The organism is Simiduia agarivorans SA1 = DSM 21679 (assembly GCF_000305785.2).
GTDB classification, from domain to species: domain Bacteria; phylum Pseudomonadota; class Gammaproteobacteria; order Pseudomonadales; family Cellvibrionaceae; genus Simiduia; species Simiduia agarivorans.
In genome coordinates this window covers 198,111-220,713 of record NC_018868.3, presented here as the reverse complement: position 1 = coordinate 220,713, position 22,603 = coordinate 198,111, and the positions used below count along the sequence as shown (strand labels likewise).

The 22,603-nt window shown below is 55.7% G+C and carries 21 protein-coding genes; 9 read left to right on the top strand and 12 right to left on the bottom strand.

The window, feature by feature from the left end; genetic code table 11:
* Positions 1 to 6 precede the first annotated feature (6 nt).
* The 6 genes from M5M_RS01035 (at position 7) to M5M_RS01010 (ending at position 6,695) form a co-directional block, all read left to right on the top strand.
* Positions 7 to 930 carry a DUF58 domain-containing protein gene (locus M5M_RS01035; protein ID WP_015045612.1) on the top strand — a complete coding sequence of 308 codons (924 nt, stop codon included), beginning with the start codon at positions 7 to 9 and terminating at the stop codon, positions 928 to 930.
* A complete protein-coding gene (locus tag M5M_RS19230) occupies positions 927 to 1,403 on the top strand; it encodes a DUF4381 domain-containing protein (RefSeq protein WP_015045611.1) in 477 nt (158 codons plus the stop codon). Before M5M_RS01035 ends, M5M_RS19230 begins: the two co-directional genes overlap by 4 nt.
* Positions 1,396 to 2,400, top strand: a complete 1,005-nt coding sequence (locus M5M_RS01025; protein ID WP_015045610.1) for a vWA domain-containing protein — start codon at positions 1,396 to 1,398, stop codon at positions 2,398 to 2,400. Before M5M_RS19230 ends, M5M_RS01025 begins: the two co-directional genes overlap by 8 nt.
* The gene (locus M5M_RS01020; RefSeq protein ID WP_015045609.1) at positions 2,397 to 4,406 is read left to right on the top strand and encodes a vWA domain-containing protein; all 2,010 of its coding nucleotides are present in this window, start codon (positions 2,397 to 2,399) and stop codon (positions 4,404 to 4,406) included. The genes M5M_RS01025 and M5M_RS01020 overlap by 4 nt, the downstream gene beginning before the upstream one ends.
* On the top strand, positions 4,393 to 6,066 hold the full coding sequence (locus M5M_RS01015; RefSeq protein ID WP_015045608.1) for a BatD family protein: 1,674 nt from the start codon (positions 4,393 to 4,395) through the stop codon (positions 6,064 to 6,066). The genes M5M_RS01020 and M5M_RS01015 overlap by 14 nt, the downstream gene beginning before the upstream one ends.
* 104 nt (positions 6,067 to 6,170) lie before the next feature.
* On the top strand, positions 6,171 to 6,695 hold the full coding sequence (locus tag M5M_RS01010; protein ID WP_015045607.1) for a cytochrome b: 525 nt from the start codon (positions 6,171 to 6,173) through the stop codon (positions 6,693 to 6,695).
* Between the two features lie 34 nt (positions 6,696 to 6,729).
* On the opposite strand, the gene M5M_RS01005 is transcribed toward M5M_RS01010, so the two are convergent.
* Together M5M_RS01005 and M5M_RS01000 are read right to left on the bottom strand one after the other, a co-directional pair.
* Positions 6,730 to 7,485: a sulfite exporter TauE/SafE family protein gene (locus tag M5M_RS01005; protein WP_015045606.1), complete on the bottom strand. Its 756-nt coding sequence runs from the start codon at positions 7,483 to 7,485 to the stop codon at positions 6,730 to 6,732.
* 63 nt (positions 7,486 to 7,548) lie between these two features.
* Positions 7,549 to 9,273, bottom strand: a complete 1,725-nt coding sequence (locus M5M_RS01000) for an HDOD domain-containing protein (RefSeq protein WP_015045605.1) — start codon at positions 9,271 to 9,273, stop codon at positions 7,549 to 7,551.
* A gap of 124 nt (positions 9,274 to 9,397) precedes the next feature.
* On the opposite strand from M5M_RS01000, the gene M5M_RS00995 reads away from it, so the two are divergent.
* Both M5M_RS00995 and M5M_RS00990 read left to right on the top strand, forming a co-directional pair.
* Positions 9,398 to 9,949, top strand: a complete 552-nt coding sequence (locus M5M_RS00995; protein WP_016389144.1) for a hypothetical protein — start codon at positions 9,398 to 9,400, stop codon at positions 9,947 to 9,949.
* 62 nt (positions 9,950 to 10,011) lie between these two features.
* On the top strand, positions 10,012 to 10,503 hold the full coding sequence (locus M5M_RS00990; RefSeq protein ID WP_029879781.1) for a pilin: 492 nt from the start codon (positions 10,012 to 10,014) through the stop codon (positions 10,501 to 10,503).
* 3 nt (positions 10,504 to 10,506) lie between these two features.
* Here M5M_RS00990 and M5M_RS00985 read toward each other — a convergent pair whose 3' ends face one another.
* The 7 genes from M5M_RS00985 to M5M_RS00955 form a co-directional block, all read right to left on the bottom strand.
* Positions 10,507 to 11,175 (bottom strand): DUF4124 domain-containing protein, encoded by a 669-nt coding sequence (locus M5M_RS00985; RefSeq protein WP_162141165.1) that lies wholly within the window; start codon positions 11,173 to 11,175, stop codon positions 10,507 to 10,509.
* 175 nt (positions 11,176 to 11,350) lie between these two features.
* A complete protein-coding gene (pepN, locus tag M5M_RS00980; RefSeq protein ID WP_015045601.1) occupies positions 11,351 to 13,963 on the bottom strand; it encodes an aminopeptidase N in 2,613 nt (870 codons plus the stop codon).
* On the bottom strand, positions 13,964 to 14,803 hold the full coding sequence (locus tag M5M_RS00975; RefSeq protein WP_015045600.1) for a DUF2797 domain-containing protein: 840 nt from the start codon (positions 14,801 to 14,803) through the stop codon (positions 13,964 to 13,966).
* Entirely contained in the window at positions 14,803 to 15,072 is a 270-nt protein-coding gene (locus tag M5M_RS00970) for a YeaC family protein (RefSeq protein WP_015045599.1), read from the bottom strand. Before M5M_RS00970 ends, M5M_RS00975 begins: the two co-directional genes overlap by 1 nt.
* Complete coding sequence (locus M5M_RS00965; protein WP_016389142.1) at positions 15,069 to 15,950, bottom strand: rhomboid family intramembrane serine protease; 882 nt, start codon at positions 15,948 to 15,950, stop codon at positions 15,069 to 15,071. Before M5M_RS00965 ends, M5M_RS00970 begins: the two co-directional genes overlap by 4 nt.
* An 8-nt stretch (positions 15,951 to 15,958) precedes the next feature.
* Positions 15,959 to 16,930, bottom strand: coding sequence for a metallophosphoesterase (locus M5M_RS00960; protein WP_016389141.1), 972 nt, complete (start codon positions 16,928 to 16,930; stop codon positions 15,959 to 15,961).
* 12 nt (positions 16,931 to 16,942) lie between these two features.
* Positions 16,943 to 17,824: an NAD(+) kinase gene (locus M5M_RS00955; RefSeq protein WP_015045595.1), complete on the bottom strand. Its 882-nt coding sequence runs from the start codon at positions 17,822 to 17,824 to the stop codon at positions 16,943 to 16,945.
* Positions 17,825 to 17,914: 90 nt separating this feature from the next.
* Here M5M_RS00955 and M5M_RS19225 point away from each other — a divergent pair, with 90 nt between their 5' ends.
* Positions 17,915 to 18,775, top strand: a complete 861-nt coding sequence (locus tag M5M_RS19225) for a DUF1853 family protein (protein ID WP_015045594.1) — start codon at positions 17,915 to 17,917, stop codon at positions 18,773 to 18,775.
* Position 18,776: 1 nt separating this feature from the next.
* Here M5M_RS19225 and M5M_RS00945 read toward each other — a convergent pair whose 3' ends face one another.
* From M5M_RS00945 to M5M_RS00935, 3 genes are all read right to left on the bottom strand, one after another.
* Complete coding sequence (locus tag M5M_RS00945) at positions 18,777 to 19,889, bottom strand: cyclic nucleotide-binding domain-containing protein (RefSeq protein ID WP_015045593.1); 1,113 nt, start codon at positions 19,887 to 19,889, stop codon at positions 18,777 to 18,779.
* A gap of 129 nt (positions 19,890 to 20,018) precedes the next feature.
* Positions 20,019 to 20,978, bottom strand: coding sequence for a 1-aminocyclopropane-1-carboxylate deaminase/D-cysteine desulfhydrase (locus tag M5M_RS00940; RefSeq protein ID WP_029879783.1), 960 nt, complete (start codon positions 20,976 to 20,978; stop codon positions 20,019 to 20,021).
* 17 nt (positions 20,979 to 20,995) lie between these two features.
* Positions 20,996 to 22,309 carry a hypothetical protein gene (locus tag M5M_RS00935; RefSeq protein ID WP_015045591.1) on the bottom strand — a complete coding sequence of 438 codons (1,314 nt, stop codon included), beginning with the start codon at positions 22,307 to 22,309 and terminating at the stop codon, positions 20,996 to 20,998.
* Positions 22,310 to 22,603 lie beyond the last annotated feature (294 nt).

Genomic DNA, 22,603 nt, shown 5'->3' with positions numbered 1-22,603 from the left:
TTCACTATGGATACGTTAGAGCCGAAAGGCGCCTACACCGAGTTGCCTCTGTTGCTGGCCACCCGCCAAGCCGCCAAGGGTTTGTCGCTGTTCCACCGGCGCCAACCGCGTTCAGCCCTGGCGGGTGGCCACGCCAGCCGGTTGCGGGGTCGGGGCATGGAATTTGCCGAGGTCAGGCCCTATCAACCCGGCGATGATGTCCGCAGTATCGACTGGCGGGTGACCGCGCGCACACAGAAACCACACACCAAATTATTTGTGGAAGAGCGCCAGCGCCCGGTGTTTTTTATGATTGATCAGCGGGCAGCGATGTTTTTTGGTTCCCGACGCTGCTTTAAATCGGTCTACGCGGCCCAGTTGGGCGCATTACTCAGTTGGTCTGTAAGCGCCAGCGGCGACAAGGTTGGCGGCCTGATCGCACACGCAAGCGGCGTCCAGGACGACCGGGCACAAGGCTCCCAACACGCGGCGCTGGCCCTCATTCATCGGCTGCACCAATGCAACCATCAGTTGCACTCGCCCACCGCCAGTGACCAAGAGTCGAGTCTCGCCAGCTGGCTGTCTGATGCACGGCGTGCAGCCAAACCGGGCGCCACCCTGGTGTTGATCAGCGATTTTCATGACTGGGATGCGGACTGTGAAAAGTCGCTGGCATTGATCCAGCGCCACAACGACACCCTGGTGTTTCAGATACACGACCCACTGGAGCGTCACTGGCCCGGCGATGGCGAGCTGTCTGTCAGCGCCGGCGGTGAAGCCATTGCGCTGAATCCCGCTTTGGCCAAAACCTTTAACCGACATTGGTTAGCGAGACAACAAGCTGTGGAAGCCTGCTGTGCTCGATTGGGCATCCGGTATTATTTACTGGACACGGCGACTCCGCTGGCCCCCTTCGTTCAACAACATTTTGGCAGCCGGACCCATCGATGAGTGCAACGCCCCTGCCCCTCAAGCCTATGCATCTGCCGCCTGACGTGGGACTTTGGCCACTGGCACCCGGTTGGTGGATACTGCTGGCGTTGCTGTTGTCGGGTCTTTTTCTGGGCTGGCGCGCGTGGCGTCGCCGTCAACGGAGGCAGGCACCCAATCGCTGGCTCAGACATCAGCTCGAGGCGCTGTTTGAACAGCAACTCGACGCTCACGCTACTGCGCAGGCCTGCAACCGCTTACTGAAACGCTGGGCCCTGAGTCAGGGTGCCGCACCCGGACTGCAGGGCAAACCCTGGCTCGCCTTCCTGCAACAGCACAGCCCCCAGCCTCTGGAGCAATCGGTGGGCCTATTTTTAACTGAACAGGCCTATCAGACGAAGCCACTCCTCGACGCTGCAGCGCTCAAGGATATCGAAGCGTCATTGATGCGTTTTGCCCGTACAGCTCACTCGCGGGAGTTCACCGGTGTTTAGTTTTGACTGGCCAATGGTTTTCTGGCTCCTGCCCCTGCCGTTGATCTGGCTGCTGGCACGTAGCTCAAGCCAACAACAAGCGGCCATTGTCATTCCATCCGATTGGTATACCCAGCCGGTGAGCCAGGCAGACAAACACGCCACCCGGCTCCTGCCCTGGCTATTCAGCCTGCTGTTGTGGGCGCTGCTATTGACCGCGGCCGCCGTACCCCGCTGGCAGGGTGAGGCGATTGAACTGCCTGCCAGCGGTCGCGATCTGATGCTCGCGGTAGACATATCCGGCTCGATGGAAACCCCGGATATGGTGTTTAACGATCAGCAGGCCAATCGCCTGCAGGTGGTCAAAGCCGTGGTCAGCGACTTTGTCGAGCGCCGGGCCGGCGATCGGTTGGGCCTCATTCTGTTTGGTACCCACGCGTATTTACAGGCGCCACTGACCTTCGACCGCGCGACCGTTGGCCAGCTTCTGCGAGAAGCGCAACTTGGCTTTGCCGGGGAAAAAACCGCCATTGGCGATGCCATTGGCCTGGCGATAAAGCGCTTGCGCGAACGGCCGGCCGAATCCAGGGTGTTGATTCTGCTGACCGATGGCGCAAATACCGCCGGCGCGATAACACCGGCGCAGGCGGCCACGCTGGCGCAGCAGGCGGGTTTGAAAATCTACACCATCGGTCTGGGCGCAGAACAGATAATCCAACCCGGCCTGTTCGGTTCGCAGTTTGGCTCTCGGGTGATCAATCCCTCGCAGGATCTGGATGAAAAGAGCCTGCAGGACATTGCCGAAAAAACCGGTGGCCGTTATTTCCGTGCACGCAACCCGCAGGAACTGGATACCATTTATACACTGCTCGATACACTCGAACCGAATGAACACGACAAGGAAGTCTTCAGGCCCACCCGGACGTTAACCCATTGGCCAATCGGCCTGGCGCTGTGCCTGATGATCCTGAAGCTGTTGGGCCAATGGTTTACACAATGGCGGGAGGCGCAGGTATGACAATGCCCGACGCCCTGCACTTCGCCCGCCCCTTGTGGTTACTTGCGCTGCTCGTGATCCCGCTGGTGCTGTGGTTGTTTGTCCGGACCCGGAAGCGCCGCGGTCACTGGCATCGCTATATCGACCCGTCGCTGCTGCCTTTTCTGGCAATGCCATCAAACACCCGCAGCTCGCAGCTGCAGGCGCCCTTACTGGCGTCAGTTATGGTACTGCTGGTGATTGCAGCGGCCGGCCCCAGCTGGGAGCGCAAACCCCTGCCGGTGATGAAAAGTGAGGCGGCCACCGTTTACATACTGGATTTATCGCCCTCGATGCTGGCCGAAGATGTGAAACCAAGCCGGCTGGTTCGGGCCCGCCAGAAATTATCCGACGCATTGAAGGCAGACACGGAAGGCCTGAAAGCGCTGGTGGTTTATGCGGGAGAAGCGCACCTGGTAACCCCCCTCACCGATGATGCACGCACCTTAATATCACTGGTTCCGTCACTCAGTCCACGCATCATGCCTTTGACCGGCAGTAATATTGAAATGGCACTGGCACTCGCCAATGACACCCTGACCAGCAGCCGGATCAAGAACGGGCAAGTAGTGCTACTGACGGACGGCATAACACCCGATAGCCTGAACGCCGCCAAAAGTGCCTTGCTGAAAGCGGGCTATCCCCTGTTTATTATTGGTCTGGGCAATGAGTCCGGCGCCCCGATTCCCTTAGGCCAACAAGGCTTTGCCAAAACGCCCGACGGCGAAGTGGTGATCGCGCGCAACGATCGCGCATTACTGCGGGAACTCGCCAGCGCGACCGGTGGCGAATACCGCGACATTACGCTGGATGACAGCGACCTGATTTTTCTGCAACGCAAGCATCAGACTCCCAAGGCCGACGGGCGCCAGGTGGAGCGGGAGTTTGATCAGTGGATCGACCGCGGTCACTGGCTGGTATGGATTGCCCTGCCACTGGCGTTTATGGCATTCCGGCAGAAAGCACTACTGAGTCTGATGCTGTGCGGGATAATGGTCTCTGCCGTGGTCAGTCCGAACGCGTCTGCGCAGGACCCGGCCGGCGCCAACCAGCCCTCTGCGCTATGGCCGTCGCTTTGGCTAAACAACAATCAGCGCGGTGCTCAGGCGCTCGAAAACGACGATCCGGCAGCGGCGGCCGACGCGTTTACTGATCCGCGCTGGAAAGCCTATGCGCAATATAAGGCCGGCAATTTCCCGGCGGCACAATCCGCACTGAGTGAAGTAGAACCGGGTTCTGCCAGTGACTGGTACAACCTGGGTAATACGCAAGCACAGGCCGGCAACCTGCAAGCCGCACTGAACAGTTACGATCAGGCGCTTGCAATCAATCCGGATATGGCAGACGCGCTTCACAACAAACAGGTGGTGCAACAGGCGCTTGAGCAACAGCAGGAATCGCAGAATCAAAATCAAAATCAGGATCAGGATCAGGATCACAGCGAGGATCAGAACCAGCCACAAGCCGGCCAGCAACAGAACCAATCCGACGCCGGTCAACAAGGCGATGGTCAGCCGTCGCAGGAACAGGGCGACAACACGGCTGGACAGCAGCAAAAACCGAAAAGCCAGGAAGCGGATTCAATACCACCAACCGATTCTGATCCCGCTAATGATCAAGCCGGTGACAGCCAGGGTGAGCAGGACCAGGGTGAACTCGATGCCCGCCGGGGCAATGAATCCGATCGCCGCAGACAGGACGCTTTGCCAGAGCAACAGCCCAGGCCCTCGGCGGAAAATCCTGTTCCGCAATCCGCGCCCGATGAACCTCAACAAGCCGACGGCGATCAGTCGTCAGCGGCCATTGATGCGTTCTCAGACCTGAATGACGAGCAACGCCAGGCCGCAGAACAGTGGTTGAACCGAATTGAGGACGACCCCTCCAATCTGTTGAAACGAAAGTTCGAGTACCAATATCGCCAGAGAAAACAGGCAATTCGCAATGATGAATGGACAGCGCCCGAGAACAATGCCCATGAACGTTGGTAAATACCGATTACGCTGGCTGGCGGCTTTAGCACTGCTGCTGTGCAGCGCAGTAACATTGGCCGACACCATCAGCGCGACCGTGGATCGGCGCGAACTGAATCTCGATGAAACCTTGCGTTTACTGGTCAGGGTTTCCCCGCAAGCGAACCAGACACCGGATTTCAGTCTTTTGGAAAACCAATTTGATGTCCTGAGTCGCAACCAAAGCAGTCAGTACCGGAATTTCAATGGTCAGGTGGAGGCGTTCACCGAGTGGCAACTGATACTCGCCCCCAAAAACGCGGGCAAACTGCTCATCCCCTCCTTCCAGTATGGTAATCAATTCAGTGACGCCATTGAAATTCAGGTCCACGACACCAACAGCGCACTCGGCGGGATCAAACCCGATATCTTTCTGGAACTCACTGCCGACCTGAAAACACCTTATGTGCAACAACAGGTGCTGGCCACGCTCACCTTGTACACCGCCGTTGCGCTGCGGATCGAAGACGCGCCGGAGCTGAACGTACCCGGTGCTCTGGTGATTCCACTCAACCAAAGCCAGTTTCAGAAACGCGTTGACGACAAGGTCTATTCGGTCAGTGAACTGCGCTATGCACTGTTCCCGCAGCAATCGGGCGAGCTGGAAATCCCCATTCAAACCTTTACGGTGACCAGCGGAGGCAATAACTGGGGCGGTTTCAACCGAGGCCAGATCAAACGCATCAGAAGCCAGCCCCTGACGCTCGAAGTCAAACCCCAGGCCAGCCAGTTTCAAGGCAAACACTGGCTGCCCGCCAGCAATGTCCAATTGGAAGATAACCTGAATGACAGCCTGACCTGGCAGGTCGGCGAACCCATCACACGAAGAATCACTCTGCGCGCAGAGGGCGTTACCGCCGACCAGCTGCCCGTACTCGCACTGCCCGAAGTGAGCCAGATTAAGCAATACCGCGAAGCACCGGACAAGAGCGAGCAAAAAAATCTGAATGGGGTCAACGCGGTGATCACTGAAACCGTCGCATTGGTACCCACCGCCCCCGGGCAAATGCAATTGCCTGCCGTCACCTTGCAATGGTGGGATACCAATACACAACAACCGCGCACCGCCACCCTGCCTGCAAGAACCATCAGCGTAGAAGGCAGCTTGCCACAATCCGCACTGCCCGCCCCTGCAAACTCAGCGCCTGCTGCGGTGGGCACACCCGCTATTGATACAAGCTCCGCATCAGTCCACGCGGGGTTCTGGCCCTGGCTCACCGCATTGCTTTTGTTAACCAACCTGCTGAGCCTTTGGCTGTTTTGGCGTCGCAAGCCCAGCACCGGGCTCGCTGAATCGCCTGCGATCCCGAGTAACACCCGCGATTGGTCGGCGCTGATGAACCGGGCAGGTCGGGTCGACAGCCCATCCGATCTGGCAAGCTGCCTGAATCATCTGAATGCGTTGGTGCGCGCCGCGGGATATGCCGATGCAACCGCCGTCCTGCAACAATACCAGTCGCAATCCTGCCTGCAGACATTACAAGCGTTTCAGGCACAGGTCTGGCGCGCAGGCGATGCCGCTAAAGACATTGAGAGCCGGAACCTGGTTGCGGTGGTCTCGACAATTCGCCAATTGATTGAAACTCAGCCACTGGCGGCTGGCACAGACGAACCTGTACCTGACTGCTACCCGCATTGACTGCCACCGGGCGGGAATGTGCACAGCCCGTAATGACTTGCAGGCCCGCGCGGCAGTGGTTACATTGGCCGCGTTTACGCTTCTAATAATTCCAGAGAGAGACTATGAACAATCGCTATCACTTGAGTACGCGCATTCTGCACTGGCTGATGGCCCTGATGTTTTTTGGCCTGATTGCAATCGGCTATACCATGGGCGATATTCCGCGCGAAGACCCCTTGCGGGGCACTTTGTTCGGCTGGCACAAAGCCACCGGCTTTATCTTTCTTTGCCTGGCATTTATCCGTGTGGCGATGCTGGCCTTCGTCAAGGCACCCGAGTTACCCGCCGCGTTCAGCAACACCGAGCGCAAGCTGACAAAAAGCACCAAGCACCTTCTGTACCTGGGGTTGGTATTGGTGCCGCTGAGTGGCTGGGGCATGAGTAATTTTAACGGCTACCCGATCAAGCTCGGCGACTTCGCCGTGCCGTTGGTTTTTGGCAAACACGAGGGGCTGGCCGACCTTTTCCACGAGATCCACGAATATGCGCCCTGGGTATTGCTGGCACTTGTTGTCGCGCACCTGACGGCGGTGATTTATCACAAATTGGAAGGTGGCGAAAAAGACATTCTCCGCCGTATGCTTTGAGCGACGTCAGCTGACAGGTGGCAGATAATACACTCTAGCTGAGCATGGCCGCCGCACTGGCGGCCAGTGTCATAACCAGTAGAAACCACTTCAGCGTCCGCTGCGATACGTTCAGGCTCCATTTGACAGCGACGGCAGCACCCAATGAAGCACTCGCGGCCAATGCCAAACCCGGCAACCACTGCACCAGCCCATCGGCAATAAACACCACCAACGCGACCCCGGTGAATCCCAGCGCACACAATACTTTCAAGGCATTGGCTCGCACCAGGTCATAGCGCAGACCTCCTGCAATCGCGGCCAACAATACAAATCCCACTCCGGCCTGAACAAAGCCACCGTATACACCGGCAGCAAACAGACCAAACAATGCCAGCGGTGACTCGGTCACCCGTCGCGGTTGCTCATGTGGCTCAGGCGCCACCAATCCGGGGCTGACCAACATGACCACCGCCATCGTAATCATGGTACCCAGCAGCAAAGGTTTGAGAATACTGACAGGCGCAATCGCTGCTATGCCGGCACCGACCAATCCACCGCACAAGGTGGGCAATAACACGGGGATTATAGATTGGCGCGGTAGCTTACCGCGTTTGGCAAAGCCTGCGCTGGCAGACAGCGACTGAAAGAACACGCCTACCCGGTTGGTGGCATTGGCGACATCCGCGGGCATGCCTAACACCATCAGCGCTGGCACCGTGAGGTTACTGCCTCCGCCGGCAAGCGTATTAATAATGCCTGCAATAAACCCGGTGATCAGCAATAACAGATAAAACCACTCAATTGCCACAGGCCTGCCCCTCAGGAAAGCGGGCAGTGTACAGAAATTTGGTCTTTCAACCAATTCCGTGCTTCAGATCGCATTGGCCGCAGCGTTCAACCCGGGCAGCTTTTGATTGAATGCCTCCAGCATGCGTTCGATTTTTCCAGCATCAATGCCTAGCAATTGGATCAATTGACTGCTGGCAACCTGAGTGCGCTCCTGGTCTTCGGCTAAGCAGGCCAGTACATATTCATGCAATACCAGAATAAGCCCCGCCTGAGCACTCATATTGTTTTTTTCGCTCGCCAATTGCCGCATAAATACGCTGACCGCGCGCGGCAGCTGCCATTTGGCGACCAATAACGCACCTGCCTCACTGGCATCGACACCCAAGCGGAGTTTTTCCATCGCCAGCATTTCCTGCGGCGCAGGCGCCTGATTGAGCTGTGCCAGCAGTTGCTGCATTTTAACCGGAAAGCATTGCACCAAGACCAAGCGGCCAATGGCGTGCAGCAAGCCGGCGAGATAGATATCCGCCTGTTGTTCCTGAGGCTGACCTTGTAACCGAACACACTCACAGGCGAGTTGCGCGACCGACAAAGACACGACCCAGAACTGCGCCATAGAAAAAGCCGGACAATGGCTGGTGGAAAAGCCCGACGCTGCCAGCACCGAGAGTGCCAGATAGCGCAGCCGATCCACACCAAAAACGCGGATAACCGCATCGCGAATCCGGGTCCCGGGCGGCAACCCGTAGTAGGCGCTACAGGCGATATTCAACAATTTGGCGGTGAGTACAGGGTCCCGCTCCACCAAGGCTGCCATGTCCTCGAGGCTGGCCTGATCATCCTGAGCCATCGCCAGTAGTTCGGATGCAATTGCGGGCAATGCCGGCAACTGCTCCGGCGAAATCAGACGTTCAATATCCACGTCCCGGGATAATCTACGGTACTGCGCCTGGAATTTGGCCGGCGTCACCCCTTGCCAGCCCTTGAAGGCACGCTCAAACGCTGCCCGTTCAGAAAAGCCCAGTGCCGCACTCAAGACATCGATGGCATCGCCCTGACAAAGCCCCGCCACCGCACGCGCATTGCGCTGACGCGTCAGTAGTTCCCTGAAATTTGTGCCCTCGTCGGCCAGCTGGCGTGACAGGGTGCGATCGCTCATGGCCAGGGATTGTGCTAGTTGGGCCTGATTCACCTCTGCCAACGAAACCATGGACTCCAGCTGCCGATAGACTTTGCCCGCCACACTGTCATCCTCATCGCCCTGCAAAAAAACCAGGCTCTCGGATAACAGCGGCAGCAATTTCCGGTTGTGAGTGACAAAAGGCGCCTGCCAGGCATCCTCGCCAATATCGAGCGTAACGCCGGTGGCTGCCGGATCTTCGACCAGGTTCAGACACTGGCCCTCCAAATACGCCCTGATACCCGCCGGCAGCTCTGGCACCAGCACGCGATCAATAGGAATGCGCCGGCTGGCGGCCTGATTATGCAAACGCCACAGCAGTGCGGCGGCAAAAGCTGCCAGCTCTATCTGTGGATGCTCAATCAATAGGTGGCGGGTCCCTCCTCCGGTCACCCTCAATCCATCAATCCAGTGGCGCAATACCGCGGCCTGCTGCACCAGACAGGGCTCCAGGCTGGCATTGGCAAGAAACCAGTAACCCGCAATCCCCAATTGTGCAGCCTGCAGATGGCTGAAGTAGTCGCCCCAGCCCCGTGTCCCCAGCACTGAGAACAGCTCGTCAACGGCCACCCGCTCGGCCCCGGGTTGGGCGATATCAGTGCTCGCCAACAGCTCGCGTGCAATCAATTACGTGACTCCGTCATCGTTAATAGTCATCCAAATGGCCGGTTTCATCATAAACGCGGCGTTACCTGTCATGCACATCCTTGTACAAATGCCCGATACTGGCAACATCAAAGAGGAATTTGCTATGTCTCAACAACTCATATGGAACCTGGCCGGAATTGTCTATAAGGAGCAAGCGGTCAATTTTCTGAAGCGCTTTGAAGCCTCACTGTGCGTGTTTTCAGGCTCTGTTGAACAAGTATATGCAAATTACAACATTTGGCCTGTCACTGCCGACAACAGCAAACTGCTGGTATTGCCGAACCCCAACAACCACCACGACACCTACCAGGCTGTGAGTGCAGATGCCGTGGTAAAAACCGGCCTGTTTATTGTTCCGGGCGAAGCCATTGGCAAGACCGGTCTTTATCTGGCCAAGCGCCAGGCGACCACCGGCAAGCTGCAATTTGCCCCTCTGGCTTCGGGCTTACGCAAGGTTGCGGAACAGATGCCGGCCAATGAACCTTTTTTACCGGTCATTACCAACAATGATTTGCGGGAGTTAAACAAACACGCCCCCATTCTCCATTTGCATCGGGTTCGCCCCGACCTGTTAAAAGACCTCTCACATTTTGACGCCGGAAGTTTACAAAAAACCATCCGCGCGAAAATGGACAAGTATCTTATGTGTGCGTAACGCTAGTTTTCGGGCTCTTCGGAGCCCTGTTTTTTTTTCAGCCCGCCCGCTATGCTGTGGCCATGAAATTGCCACCCAACAAACACACTGGATTCACCCTCATCGAAATGATGGTGGTGCTCTCGATCATCGCCATCCTGGTTATGATGGCCATTCCCAACACCAAAGGCCGGCTGAGCCGGGTGCAAATAGAAGAGAGTTTGTCACTGACCGAAGATTTCAAATCTCAGGTAGAGGCTTACTATCGTATGAGTGGCGAGTGGCCGGAGAATAACAACACGCTGCATATGCCGGACCCCGAGCGCATTATTGGCAACTATGTTGTGGCAGTCACCTTAAGTCAGGGCGCGTTGCATATAGAACTGGGCAATAAAATTGGCGAAGGCCTGACCGGCAGAGTGTTATCGCTGACACCGGTTTACGTGCCCGGCTCGCCCAAAAGCCCGGTGTCGTGGGTGTGCGGCGTGAGCCGCATTCCCGATGGCATGCGGGCTGCGGGGGAGAACCTGACTGATATTGAGCCGGCTTACTTGCCCAACAGCTGCAAATTCTGACGTTTATCGATACCGCAATTCGTTATCTACGTCATCAAGCCCTTTGCGGAATTTTTTCGTGCAGGCACGCCATTGCCGGCGTTTGAGCGCGTTGGTTGAGTCGGTGGGATCCAGCAGGGGTTCACGGCCACAGGTCTGCTCCATGTCCCGCTCCAAGCCCGCGCGCACATCCTGCAGACGACTGGTTTCAGACCGGCCTTCGGTGGCTGCGGTAACCTGGGTGCTTTGGCTGTCTTGCGCCCACGCGAGCGCGCAGCGCAGCTCACGCATCTCTTCTATGTCTTCCTGCATTTGTTCCTGATAATTGCTGTTGCGCTCAGCAGTTCTGGAAATACCATAGCCTCCGCCGGAAGAGAGCTTATCTCTCGACCGCTCGCTGGCATTGCGCTCCAACCGGTTGAGCCGTTCCTGCCAGTAGCGCACATCTTCCCTTAAGGATTCCGCCCGTCGCTCCGCATAGCGATCTGAGCTCGAAGTGGAACGGTAAGACACGACCATATCGCCACAATAAACCCGGTTGCCCACTTCTCTCAACGCAGCTTTTCCACCGGAATTGACTTCCACACCTTCGACCGTGGTGTTCTCGCTTTTTTCTTTAGGCGGAAACTGGGAAAACGTCACATTGCCGTTTTCATCCACAATTTTATATAACTTACCGGCCAAAGCAGGCAAAGCCAGGCTCCCTAAAAGCATAACAAGCAGGAATTTCTTGCCCACTTTCTATCTCCCCTCACATCAAATCCTTCAGATCAGCAGTTCCGTCTGCGCGTAACTTGCCATAACTAAGCAATATACCACAGCCTCTGACCCCAATGCCGCTCCATGCACCAAGGTACCAACTAAAACCCTAGAGCGCTTTATGCACCACTTCGTACAGGTCCCGACTCAGATCCTGTCCCGCCAACCCCTGCAAGGCATTGCGCATTGCAGTGCCGCGCGCGCCATACTGCTTCCACCGGGTCAAAGGCGTCACCAGGCGCGATGCCAGCTGGGGATTGGACTGATCCAGTTTACCCACCACGTCGGCCAGCCACTGGTAGCCTTGGCCGTCATTGCGGTGAAACTGGGGATAATTCTGACCGGCAAAGGTGCCCACCAACGCCCTGACCTTGTTGGGGTTCCCCCATTGAAACCCTGCGGTTTCGGTCAGGCGCTGGAGACGGACCAGAGTATCGCCGCGCTCATCGGCCGCCTGAACGGCCAACCATTGATTAACCACAAGCGCTTCGTGCGACCACTGCTGGAAGAAATAATCCAGACAGCGTGCAGACACATCGGCATCGGGCAATAGTAACGACATACGCAAAGCAGCCAGTTGATCGGTCATATTGGTTGCCGCACGCACCTGGGCCTCGATCCAATCTGCCGCCTGCTCCCACCCGGCAATCACACAAAGCCTGGCCGCCACATTCCGCAGAGAACGCCGCGCGATCTGGCCAGCTTCCGGTTGATATTGTGCGGGCGGATGGTAGGCCTGTAGCGCTTTATGCAGTCTTGGTTTTAACGCGATGGCCAGCTTTTCCTCAACCGTCTTTCGCGCCGCATGCAATGCCAGAACATCATGGCCTTCCAACCGGTCAATGAGATAACTCATGGTGGGTAAATGCAGAAGCTCCGCCATCACCGCACTATCCAAAGCGGCATCTGCAAGACATTGCTCCAGCGCGCCAGTCCAGCGATCCATTGACAGGGGATTGCCATCCAGTTCAGCCGCAATGTGGCGGATTGCAATTTCCTGCGACGCCTGCCAACGATTGAACAGGTCATCATCCCGGGCCAGTAACTGGACCAATGCGGGCTCATCATAGGGATAACGCACATGCACGGGCGCCGAAAAATTCCGGCACAGTGACGGCACCGGGCGCTCGGGTACCCGGGTAAACACAAAGGTCTGCTCAGTATCAGTGAGCTCCAGAACAACGTCGGTGTTATCCGCCAACTCCTGCGTGGCCAACTGGTCACAATACAGTGCCAGAGCACCCGCCTCGCCCAGCAACCCTATGCGTACCGGTATATGAAAGGGTTGTTTATCGGGTGTTTCAGGGGTTGGTCGGCAGCTTTGGCGCAACGTCATCCGGTAGATTTGCGACTCGGCATTATACTCATCCTGCACGTCAATCACCGGCGTACCGGCCTGAGAATACCAGCGAGCAAAGCGGGACAAATCCCTGCCGCTGACCTCCTCCATTACCGAGAGAAAATCATCGCAGGTAACCGCCTGACCATCAAATCGCTCGAAGTAGCGATCGGTGGCTTGCCTGAACGTTTCCGGGCCCAGCATATTTGCAAGCATGCGGACGATTTCAGCGCCCTTCTCATAAATAGTCAGCGTATAAAAATTGGAGATTTCAATAAACGATGCCGGTCGCACCGCATGCGCCAGCGGACCGGCGTCTTCCGCAAATTGGGCACTGCGCAGTAGATTGACATCCTCGATGCGTTTAACCGTGGCAGAATTCATATCCGCCGAAAAACAGGCATCGCGGTACACCGTAAAGCCTTCTTTCAGACTCAATTGAAACCAATCCCGGCACGTCACCCGATTGCCCGACCAGTTGTGAAAATACTCGTGGGCAACGACTGCTTCTACGCGCTGAAAACCAGCATCAGTGGTGGTCGCAGGATGCGCCAAGACACAGGAAGTATTGAAAATATTGAGTCCCTTGTTTTCCATCGCCCCCATGTTGAAATCATCGACGGCCACAATCATGTAGCAATCCAGATCGTATTCGCGCCCATACTTTTCTTCATCCCATCGCATCGCGCGTTTCAACGAAGCTATGGCATGTGCACACTTATCGAGGTCTTTGGGCTCTACATAGACCTCTATGACCACACGCCGGCCTGAAACGGTGACAAATTCATCCGTCACGCATTCCAGATCGCCGGCCACTAAGGCAAACAAATAGCTGGGTTTGGGATGAGGATCATGCCATTCGGCAAAGTGCCTGCCATCGGACAAATCCCCCCGGTTAATGCAATTGCCATTGGATAATAAGATCGGACAGTCAGACTTGTCGGCTTCTACCCGCGTGGTGTACACGCTCAGCACATCGGGCCGATCCAGAAACCAGGTGATTTTACGGAATCCCTCAGCTTCACACTGCGTACAAAACATGGTTCGGGATTTGTACAGTCCTTCCAAAGAGCTGTTGCCCCAGGGGTCTATTGCTACCCGGGTTTCAAGCCAGCAGGCGGAGTCAATGCCTCTGACAGTCAGCGTGGACTCCGTTTCGGTCATGCGTGCCGCGTCCACGGGCACCCCATCCAGACTGACAGCCAGCGTGGTCAGATTTTCCCCCTGCAGAACCAGATCAGTGTCTGAGCCACAGGGCACTACCCGCAGCCGGGACGACACGATGACACTGTCAGGCCCGATGTCAAAATTCAACTGGGTTTGTTCAATGGCAAATGCAGGTGGTTGATAGTCCTTCAGATAAATGACTTTTGGCTCGCTCATTTAGGCCCCTACACTCAATGCCAGCTCGTAGCCGGAAAATTTTCGGATATTGATAACACCTGAATCCAGTAATAGGTACTGCCCCCTGATACCCTCCAGTCGGCCGCTCACCAACGGTGTTTTTTCCGGATTCAGGGTCGACACTTTGTCCGGGTATTGCAACACCGGATAACTCAGGGAAACACTGTCTGGATTACGTACGGCCTGTACCGCCTGCAACCCATACTGGCTTTGTAAGGTTTGCACCGCCGGCATCAGCTTTGCCTGCAAGTCTGCGGCCGCAGTCTTTAAACAGGTGTCCGGCTGGGCGTTTTTCAACATGAGCCGCCAGTTGGTTTTATCTGCCACGTGGGTTTTGGCAGCGGCCTCAACCAAGCCGGAGAGTTGCCGTGTAGCCACGCGGTACAGCGGCACAGCCTCAATGGCCCCCTGATCAATCCAGCGGGTGGGAATCTGATTGATCCGGGTAATACCCACTTTCACCCCGGACGCGTTTGCGAGATAAACCAAATGATCGGTCATACAAAATGTCTGGGCCCAATCCGGCTCCCTGCAGGTACCGGCATGAAAGTGGCACAACTCGGGGCTCATTATACAGCGGTCGCATTGAGCCAATTGATTAAAACAGGTAAAGCAGTAGCCCTGACTGAAGCTCTTATTGGTGCCGGCACCGCAATGAATACAGGCTATCTGCCCGCTGAATTCCAGCTGTATTGACTTACCCAACAGATCGGCCATCGGTAACTCGCCTGCGGACAAACGAAAAAAATAGCTGACCTTGCCATCGCTCGATAATTCAGCCCGCATTTTTTCAATGCAGCCTTTCAGCTTTACTTCCATCAATGTTTCCAGGTTAACGGTTTTTCGGCCTCGGGCTCAGCGACATCACCTTCGCCACCACAATGATCATGGTTCTTTGGCGGGATGTAGCCCGTGTGTTGCTCGGGAGGCAGGTGTTTATGCTCGTACGCGATGATGGCCTGCATGCACGTCTCTTTTTGGTCTGCACTCAACACCCGGCCATCCGGCCACTTGCCCAGCTCAACCGCCCGTTTGAGATTCTGGTAAATCTCGGGCGTCAGTGAATCCAACAATTGCTCATAATTCATCGTTCGCTACCTTTACGCGTTAGCACTATTCGTTTAATCAGGAGAAGAGTCGCCGCCAAACCCACACCGGACAAGAGCCCGCCCAAATGTGCGCCATTGGCTACGGCGCCATCAATAAAAATATCCACCGTACCGGTAAAACCAAGCACCAGAAACAACAGCATAAATCCCAGAAGCGCCGGACTGACATTGAAGCTGTGTTGACCTTCAAGCCGTTGCCAAAGTGCGATGTAACCCACCAGCCCATACACCACGCCCGACATGCCACCAAAAAGCGAAGGACCGGAGAGCGCATACTGCAGCAGATTAGCGCCCAGGGAGGTGACGGTAACCACTAACAGCAACCGGCGCCACGATTGCATTCGCTCTATACGGCGACCCAATTCCCAAACCCACAAGCTGTTGAACAGCACATGCAACACACCAAAATGTAAAAACATCGGCGTAAGCAGCCGCCACCACTCGCCTTGGCGCAATACACTGGTCAGATCGGAAAAATACAACCTGCCTTGTGATGCTCCGATATCGGTGAAACTCAGAATCCGCACCAGACTCCAGCCTCCGTCCCACGCGGTCGGAAGCGCACCCAAAACACTGCAAAGAATGAGTAACAATGTGAGCGGCTGACCTCGCAAGAGCCTGGCAATAGTCAGAGGCGACACACCACGTCGGCGTTCGGTTTCAGGTGGGGTGTAATGTGGCTCAGCGGTGCGCAACACCTCATTCAGTTCATCTTCAGTCACGGGCTGGTTTAACCACAAAACCTGATCTCCGGCGTCTTCGGTGACGTGCACCTGAAATCCACGGCGTTGAAAGGCCTGCAAATAAGGCCGCAGATCCTGCTGCAATGCAAACCGCTTAGCGGGATACCAATTCACAATAAAACCTAGGGATTGTCCACGTGGACCCAAGTGTATTTATTGGCATCCAGCTGGGTTTCATTGTCGAAGGAATAAGCCACCAGACGACCGTATTTAACGGCGCTGTAATCAAGGCAGGCCAGATTATCCGTCACCGGTGCCGGCCTGCCAGACAGCCAGTAATGGCCAACAAACAGCGGGCGTTCATTGCGCCCGTAACGGACCAATTGAAAATCATCGTTAGGCTCCAGAGGCTGACTGGCGATGTGCTCTGGCAAAGGATCGGGTTGAAACGCCAGCTCTCCATAGGTTTTGGGTTTCCTGCCCCAGAATCTGGCCCTAAACGAGCGACGCTCGAATCCTTCTGCGCTGACCATAGCGTGGCCCTCGGGCAGCGGTAGATCCGCACCCCGGGTGAGGCGCGAAATACAGCGCCATTCAAATGAGGTCTGATCGGCCGTAGCGGCAATAAAATCATCATTTATGCAGGGCCCGCCGTAACGCGTGATCATTTCATCGATCAAGGGCTGATCCCAATAGGCGTGCACTACACGGAAATTCGGATGCTCGATAAAAAGCGGCAGGGATTTAAACCACGCCAGATAATCCTGCCATTCTTGCGGATGATCTTCGAATTGGGCCAGCGTTTCTGCAATCAGGCGCGTATGTCGTTCAGTGTGTTCCCGTAGATAATTACGACCGGAGTCGGCCGGCGCCTTGGTGTGATAACCGATCGCGTCAAATTCATGATTACCCATTATCATGCGCGCATAACCTGCATCGCACATACGCTTTACGATGGCCAAGGCCTCACGAATACCGGGACCGCGATCGAGAATATCGCCCGCGAAAATAGCCTGACGATGGGGATGACAGAATACGCCGTTTATTTCGTGATAGCCGAGCTTATCCAGCAGGCGCACCAGCGCATCTGCGCAACCGTGCACATCACCGATAATATCGTAGCCCTGCGGGCTCTGGACACAGACCTCTGCCATGGTATTACCGCATTAATCCACCAGGTGGCTACCCCATCCCAGTTTAGTTCTACAGGTTTCGTAAAAGTTGTGGTTGAGCGGATGAATCAATTGCAACCGATGTGGTTTTTTGTGGATATGAATTTCATCACCCGGTTCGGCAACCACATGCGTTTGGCCGTCACAGGTGACATGCGGTGACGTGGTATTGTGATCGCCAATCAAAATTTTAATTTCGCTATTGCCATCGACCACGATCGGCCTGCTGGATAATGTGTGGGGGTTCATGGGCACCAGAACAATGGCTTCTAACCGGGGGTGCATGATGGGCCCCCCGCCGCTGAGTGCATAGGCTGTGCTGCCGGTTGGCGTGGACACAATCAGACCATCGGAACGCTGGCTGTACACAAATTGACCATCGATATACAGCTCAAATTCGATCATGCGGATAAACTGCCCGGGATGCAGCACCACGTCATTCAACGCGTCGCCCTGACCTACCGGTTTACCGTTGCGGGTCACCGCCATATCCAGCAAAAAACGCGACTCCATCATGAACTTGCCGGCCAGCACTTCAGAGACTTTTTCGTCGATATCGTCGGGGGAGATGTCGGTGAGAAACCCCAAACGACCGCGGTTTACACCCAGAACCGGTACCTTGTAGCGCGCCAACGAACGCGCAGCGCCAAGCAAGCTGCCATCACCGCCCACCACAATCACCAGGTCGGCACGCTGGCCCAACTGCTCGCGGGACACCGATTCACAGGCGTGATCGGGCAGGACCCGGCTCAGGCTATCGTCGAGTAGCACATGCTTGTTTTCGCGCTCGAGAAATTTAATCAGGCGCTTTAACGTATATACCGCCCTATCGCCGCCTAAACGACCGATGAGTCCGATTGTGGAAAATTCCGCCATACCTTGACACTCGACTACCTTGGAAACACAGTATAACGCCGAGCACCCAAAAGGCCCACCATGGCACCCCGCCTCGCCCCGGAACAAATAATGCGCGATCTGCATTGGTGCAGAACCAGCGAACCGCTGGTTGGGCAACGCCCCTGTGCGTCGCCGACGTCCGATGAAGCGTTAATCGCGCGGGTCGAGGCGATCTGGCGCCAGCGCACCAGCCATCGACTGGGACACTACTACGAAATGCTGTGGCAGGTGCTGATCGAATCCCATCAATCCACCACGTTACTCGCCTGTGACTTTCAATTGAACCGCCAGGGCAAAACCCTTGGCGCGCTGGACTTTTTGCTCTGGGATAGCGCAAGCAAACGCTATACACATCTGGAGGTGGCCATAAAATTCTATCTGTTGGCCGGTTCTGCCAGCAATCCCATGGATTGGATCGGCCCGAACGCCAAGGATCGACTGGGCCGAAAGCTGGATCACATGCGGCATGCTCAATCCCGGCTACTTGCCCATGCAGACACGCGGGCACTGCTGAACCAGGATCTGATCACCCCGCCGTATCCGGCACTCACACAAGACAATCTGGATGCACGCATCATGATGCAGGGCTGGTTGTTCACTCCCGCCCTGAATGCACAACCGCACCATCACACCCATACGGGCCACTGGTGCCGTCTGTCAGAGCTGGCGGCATTGGCCGCACAACTGCCTGAGCAACTGCTTTGGCTGCCTAAGTTCTATTGGATAGCCGGCGCACCGGAGACGAAATTCGATGCCGCCGGGCATGCGAAGGGAAAGATACCGGAAACGCCAGTCGTCATAGACAAATCAAGCATTGCCGATTGGCATCGCGCGCACCCGCGCGCGCACTTGTATGAGTACAGTACCGCCAGCGGCCAGCAACGGTTGTTTATAGTACCTGACAGCTGGCCCGAACTCGAAGGTTATTGAATCACGCCGAGCGCTGAGAAACCCCATCCCGCAAAATATAGTCGCCCGTTTCCTCTGAAAGCGAACGCCACAAAGCCAAATCCTGCCCCACTCCCCGCTGCAAATAACTGACCTTGTAGCCGAGTTTTTGCAACAGGTGGGTCGCGGCATGGGAGCGGCGGCCAGTGTCACAGTACAATAGATAGGTGTGATCTTTGACCAACTGCCGGGTTTTCAGGCGCAGCAAACTGACAGGAATATTAACCGCTGCCGGCAAATGCCCGCGACTGTACTCTTCGTCTGTGCGCACATCGATCAAGGTGGCATCGCCCGTTGCCGTCTCTAATGCCGACAGGGGCAATGAATTGACCTCGGGCTCTTTTAACAGGTGGATAAAATCTGGTTTGGACATAACCATGAGCACGCCGTCCGAGGTCATTTTCACCGTGGCATTGCGCACTGTTTCATGCACCAAGGCATCCTCACCAAAGCAACGCCCCGGACCGATATCTGCAATGGGTTGCGGCTTTTGCACACCGTCGGGTGAGCGCAGCACCTGCGCCTGCCCCTCTTTGATGAAATAACAACGGTCACCGACCTCTCCCTGACGCAGAATGACCTGCCCTGCATCCACCGTTTCCGGTTTGAGGCGAGAAAAAATATCACCGATATTGGTGGGAGGGACCTTAAAAAACAAATTGGATCTGAGCACAGTCAGCATCCAATCAGCATCTTCATCGAGTTCGGGCTGATACGCCACATCGATCTGCAGGTATTCTGCGACCTGACTCCAGGTCAGCAGCTTATCCAGCTGCTCACTATTGATTCGCAACACAGAGCAATCCGTCAGCGCGGTCGCCGTGCAAGGTCTGGGTTGTTCATGCATTAATGGAAACAGTGTCGCCCGACCTTTTACCAGCTCTGTCCGGCCATCATTCCAACGATATTCAACATCGCCGTGTAACAAATAAATGTGCTGACGATCGTAACTACCCGCTTCAAACAGACGCTGCCCTTTGAATACAGCCTGTACAGGACAATGCTGAAGCAACTCAAGCAAATGGGGGTCACCCATGGACTTCAATGGCACCAGGGTTTTCACCCATCCAAAATCCAGTGCTGCACCTGTATTCATAACCGATTCCAAAAAAACGTCGCCATCTTACTTTTGCGCGACCAGATTCAAAATCCGGCGCGCTCACAATCCCGGTGCACATTCAGCGCAAGGTGTTTTCACAGGCCAAATTTCTATTGCCGTCAGCCTCTATTGCCCCTGCAGCCCCCGTAAGCCCTGCAACCCCCCCGTGTGCATTGCCAGCAAACGCGTGCCGCGCTCAATCGAACCCGATATCAGTCCGGACCGGAGTGCCCAAAACAGTTTCCCAGTATATACATGATCGAGCTGCACACCAGTTTCCCGATAGAAATCCTGCAAAAATGCAAGGTATTCCGGGGTGGTTTTGGCGTAACCGCCCAAACTGAATCCCGTCTCGAGTCGCCAGCGGCTGTTGATACCACAGCGGTCTTTAATGCTCTCTGAAAGCGGATGATAACCCTGCTCCGGATGCGGCCCGATCACCGGAACACCCACCACCTGTTGCACTCGTGCATCGCCCCCTATGCCGTTCACCAGTCCGGCCAAGGTCGTGCCCGTGCCGACAGCTAACCACAATGCATGCAGCGCGCGTCCGGGGCCCACTATGGGTTGCGCCAGAATGCGCTCTGCCAACACCTGCGCACCACACAACCCCTCGGCATTAGCCCCCCCTTCTGGAATGATATGCAAAGGGCGATCTCTGATCCCGATCTTATCCTGGCACCAGGCATGTCGCCCAGCATCCACTTGCGGCGCACTGTAACGTGCGTAATCCCGACGCGAAACAAACACCAGCTGCATACCCGCCGCCTGCGCATCCGCCAGCGTTGGGGTCAGGGATTTACCGGCATACCCACGGACAATGCCCACCGAGTGCACACACATTTTCTGCGCAACCAGCGCCAGTGCGTGCAAATGATTGGAGTATGGGCCGCCAAAGCTGACGCAGACCGCATCGCTGGGCAGCGCCTGCAGGTTGTAATACAACTTGTAGAATTTGTTGCCCTGCCCCCAGGCCGGCAACAGATCGTCGCGTCGCACAAATATCTCGACACCGGCGGCGCGAGCCACAGACCAATTCAGCAATTCACACGGAACACCGTCGGCCACCGCCGACAACGGAGGCAAACCTGACCCTGACCGGTTCACGAAAGGACGGCAAACGTCTGGGTAACGGGTGCACGGTGATCCGCGCAACGATCATTTTCACCCGGGTGAAAGTCTCTGGGATTATGGACCCGCTCGATAACGGCGCCGCACACACTGCCATCAGATTTCAATGCGCAGCAATTGGGTTTGTGGTAGTGCGCAAGCCAATTGCGGTATTGGGTACCGCTCAGACCAATTTTGCGCGCTGCGTACTCTTCCGGGCTCTCCATGAAATCGGCCAGATCGGATACCGGAATGGTAATGTGTCCGGCACCCGGTTGATAAGATACAAAATTGATGCCCTGCTCCTGAAGCTGACTCAACAGTTCGTTGCCACTGTTGTTCATCAAATTCTGGAGTTCGGCTTTCAAACGGTTAATTTCTTCATTCAGACTGGCTTCCTGCTCGTTGCGGTAGGTAAGCTCCATATTCAGCAGCTGAACCTGCTCCTCCAGCTCCGCCGTGGCAGAATCAAGTTTGAGCTGCATTTCTGCCTGATATTGAGCCTGAAGGCTCTGCAATGATTCCTGCTCACCCGCCTGTGCGGACTGAAGCTTATGCTCGAAATACTCGCGAATTCCCGCCATTTTTTCCAGCTGCGCTTCGGTCTTCTCTTTTAATTGCTGGTTGGCGAGCTGAATTCTTTGCAGCTCATGATTTTTCGCCTCCAGCTGCAACTGGTAATGCCCGAGCCGCTGTTGATGCTCCAGCTTCAGACTATCCACTTGCTGCTGATACTGGTTTTTCAACACGCTCATTTTGAACCGCTGATCTTTGATCAGCTGCGCCATATGCAAACGGGCTTCCATGGTTTGCTGTTGCGCTGTTTGCTGGATGGTCTCCTGCTCGATGGCTTTTTCGTCACGCTTGAAAATCAACCCCAACCGGTTGGCACTTGCACATTTTTTGAGCTGCGAAAAATTATTCCTGCCGGTTTGCAGGTTGGGATCCCAGAGCTTGGGCTGATGCCAGTCGATAGCACATTGGGATGCACAAGCCAGGCGAATAGGACCAGCCCCCAAATCCGGGCCGCTGCTTGCGGTATCTGCCAATTGACCCAACGGGATATTCCAGCGCCGATCGGGAAAACCCTCGGCATCAAATTCGATCAGAAAAAAAACCGCGGCCACGATCGCCAAACGAGAATTGATACGCACATAGACGGCCCGAACCTGTTTGCGGGCAAAATCCGGAATTGGAACGTAACCATCCAGGATTGCCTCAAACTCGGAATACAGCATTTCCCGGATAATTTTATTGCCGGAGAAAATATAGATGGCCTCTGCCTGTTCATTTTCAGCAAGGGGCATAAAAAAAGGTAGTCCTGCCTGTTTATGGTTCGATTGTGCGCTTTCTGTTCACCCGGCGTCGAGTGGGTAGAAACCCAGCTGCCCAGCATACGCCGGCAGACTGTAACTATAGAAGCTTAAAGTATGATCCACAAAGGCGGGAGTCGGTGTGACGGGGGTAGCAAATTAACCGGTGCTATACCGGCATCGGTCAAAGTTCCAGGATTTCCACCTCCCAGACTTCGTCCAACTCATCCAACTGCCCTTGTTCCAACAACTCTTCCAGATAGTCCTGCATGTTATATCTCCTTTGAT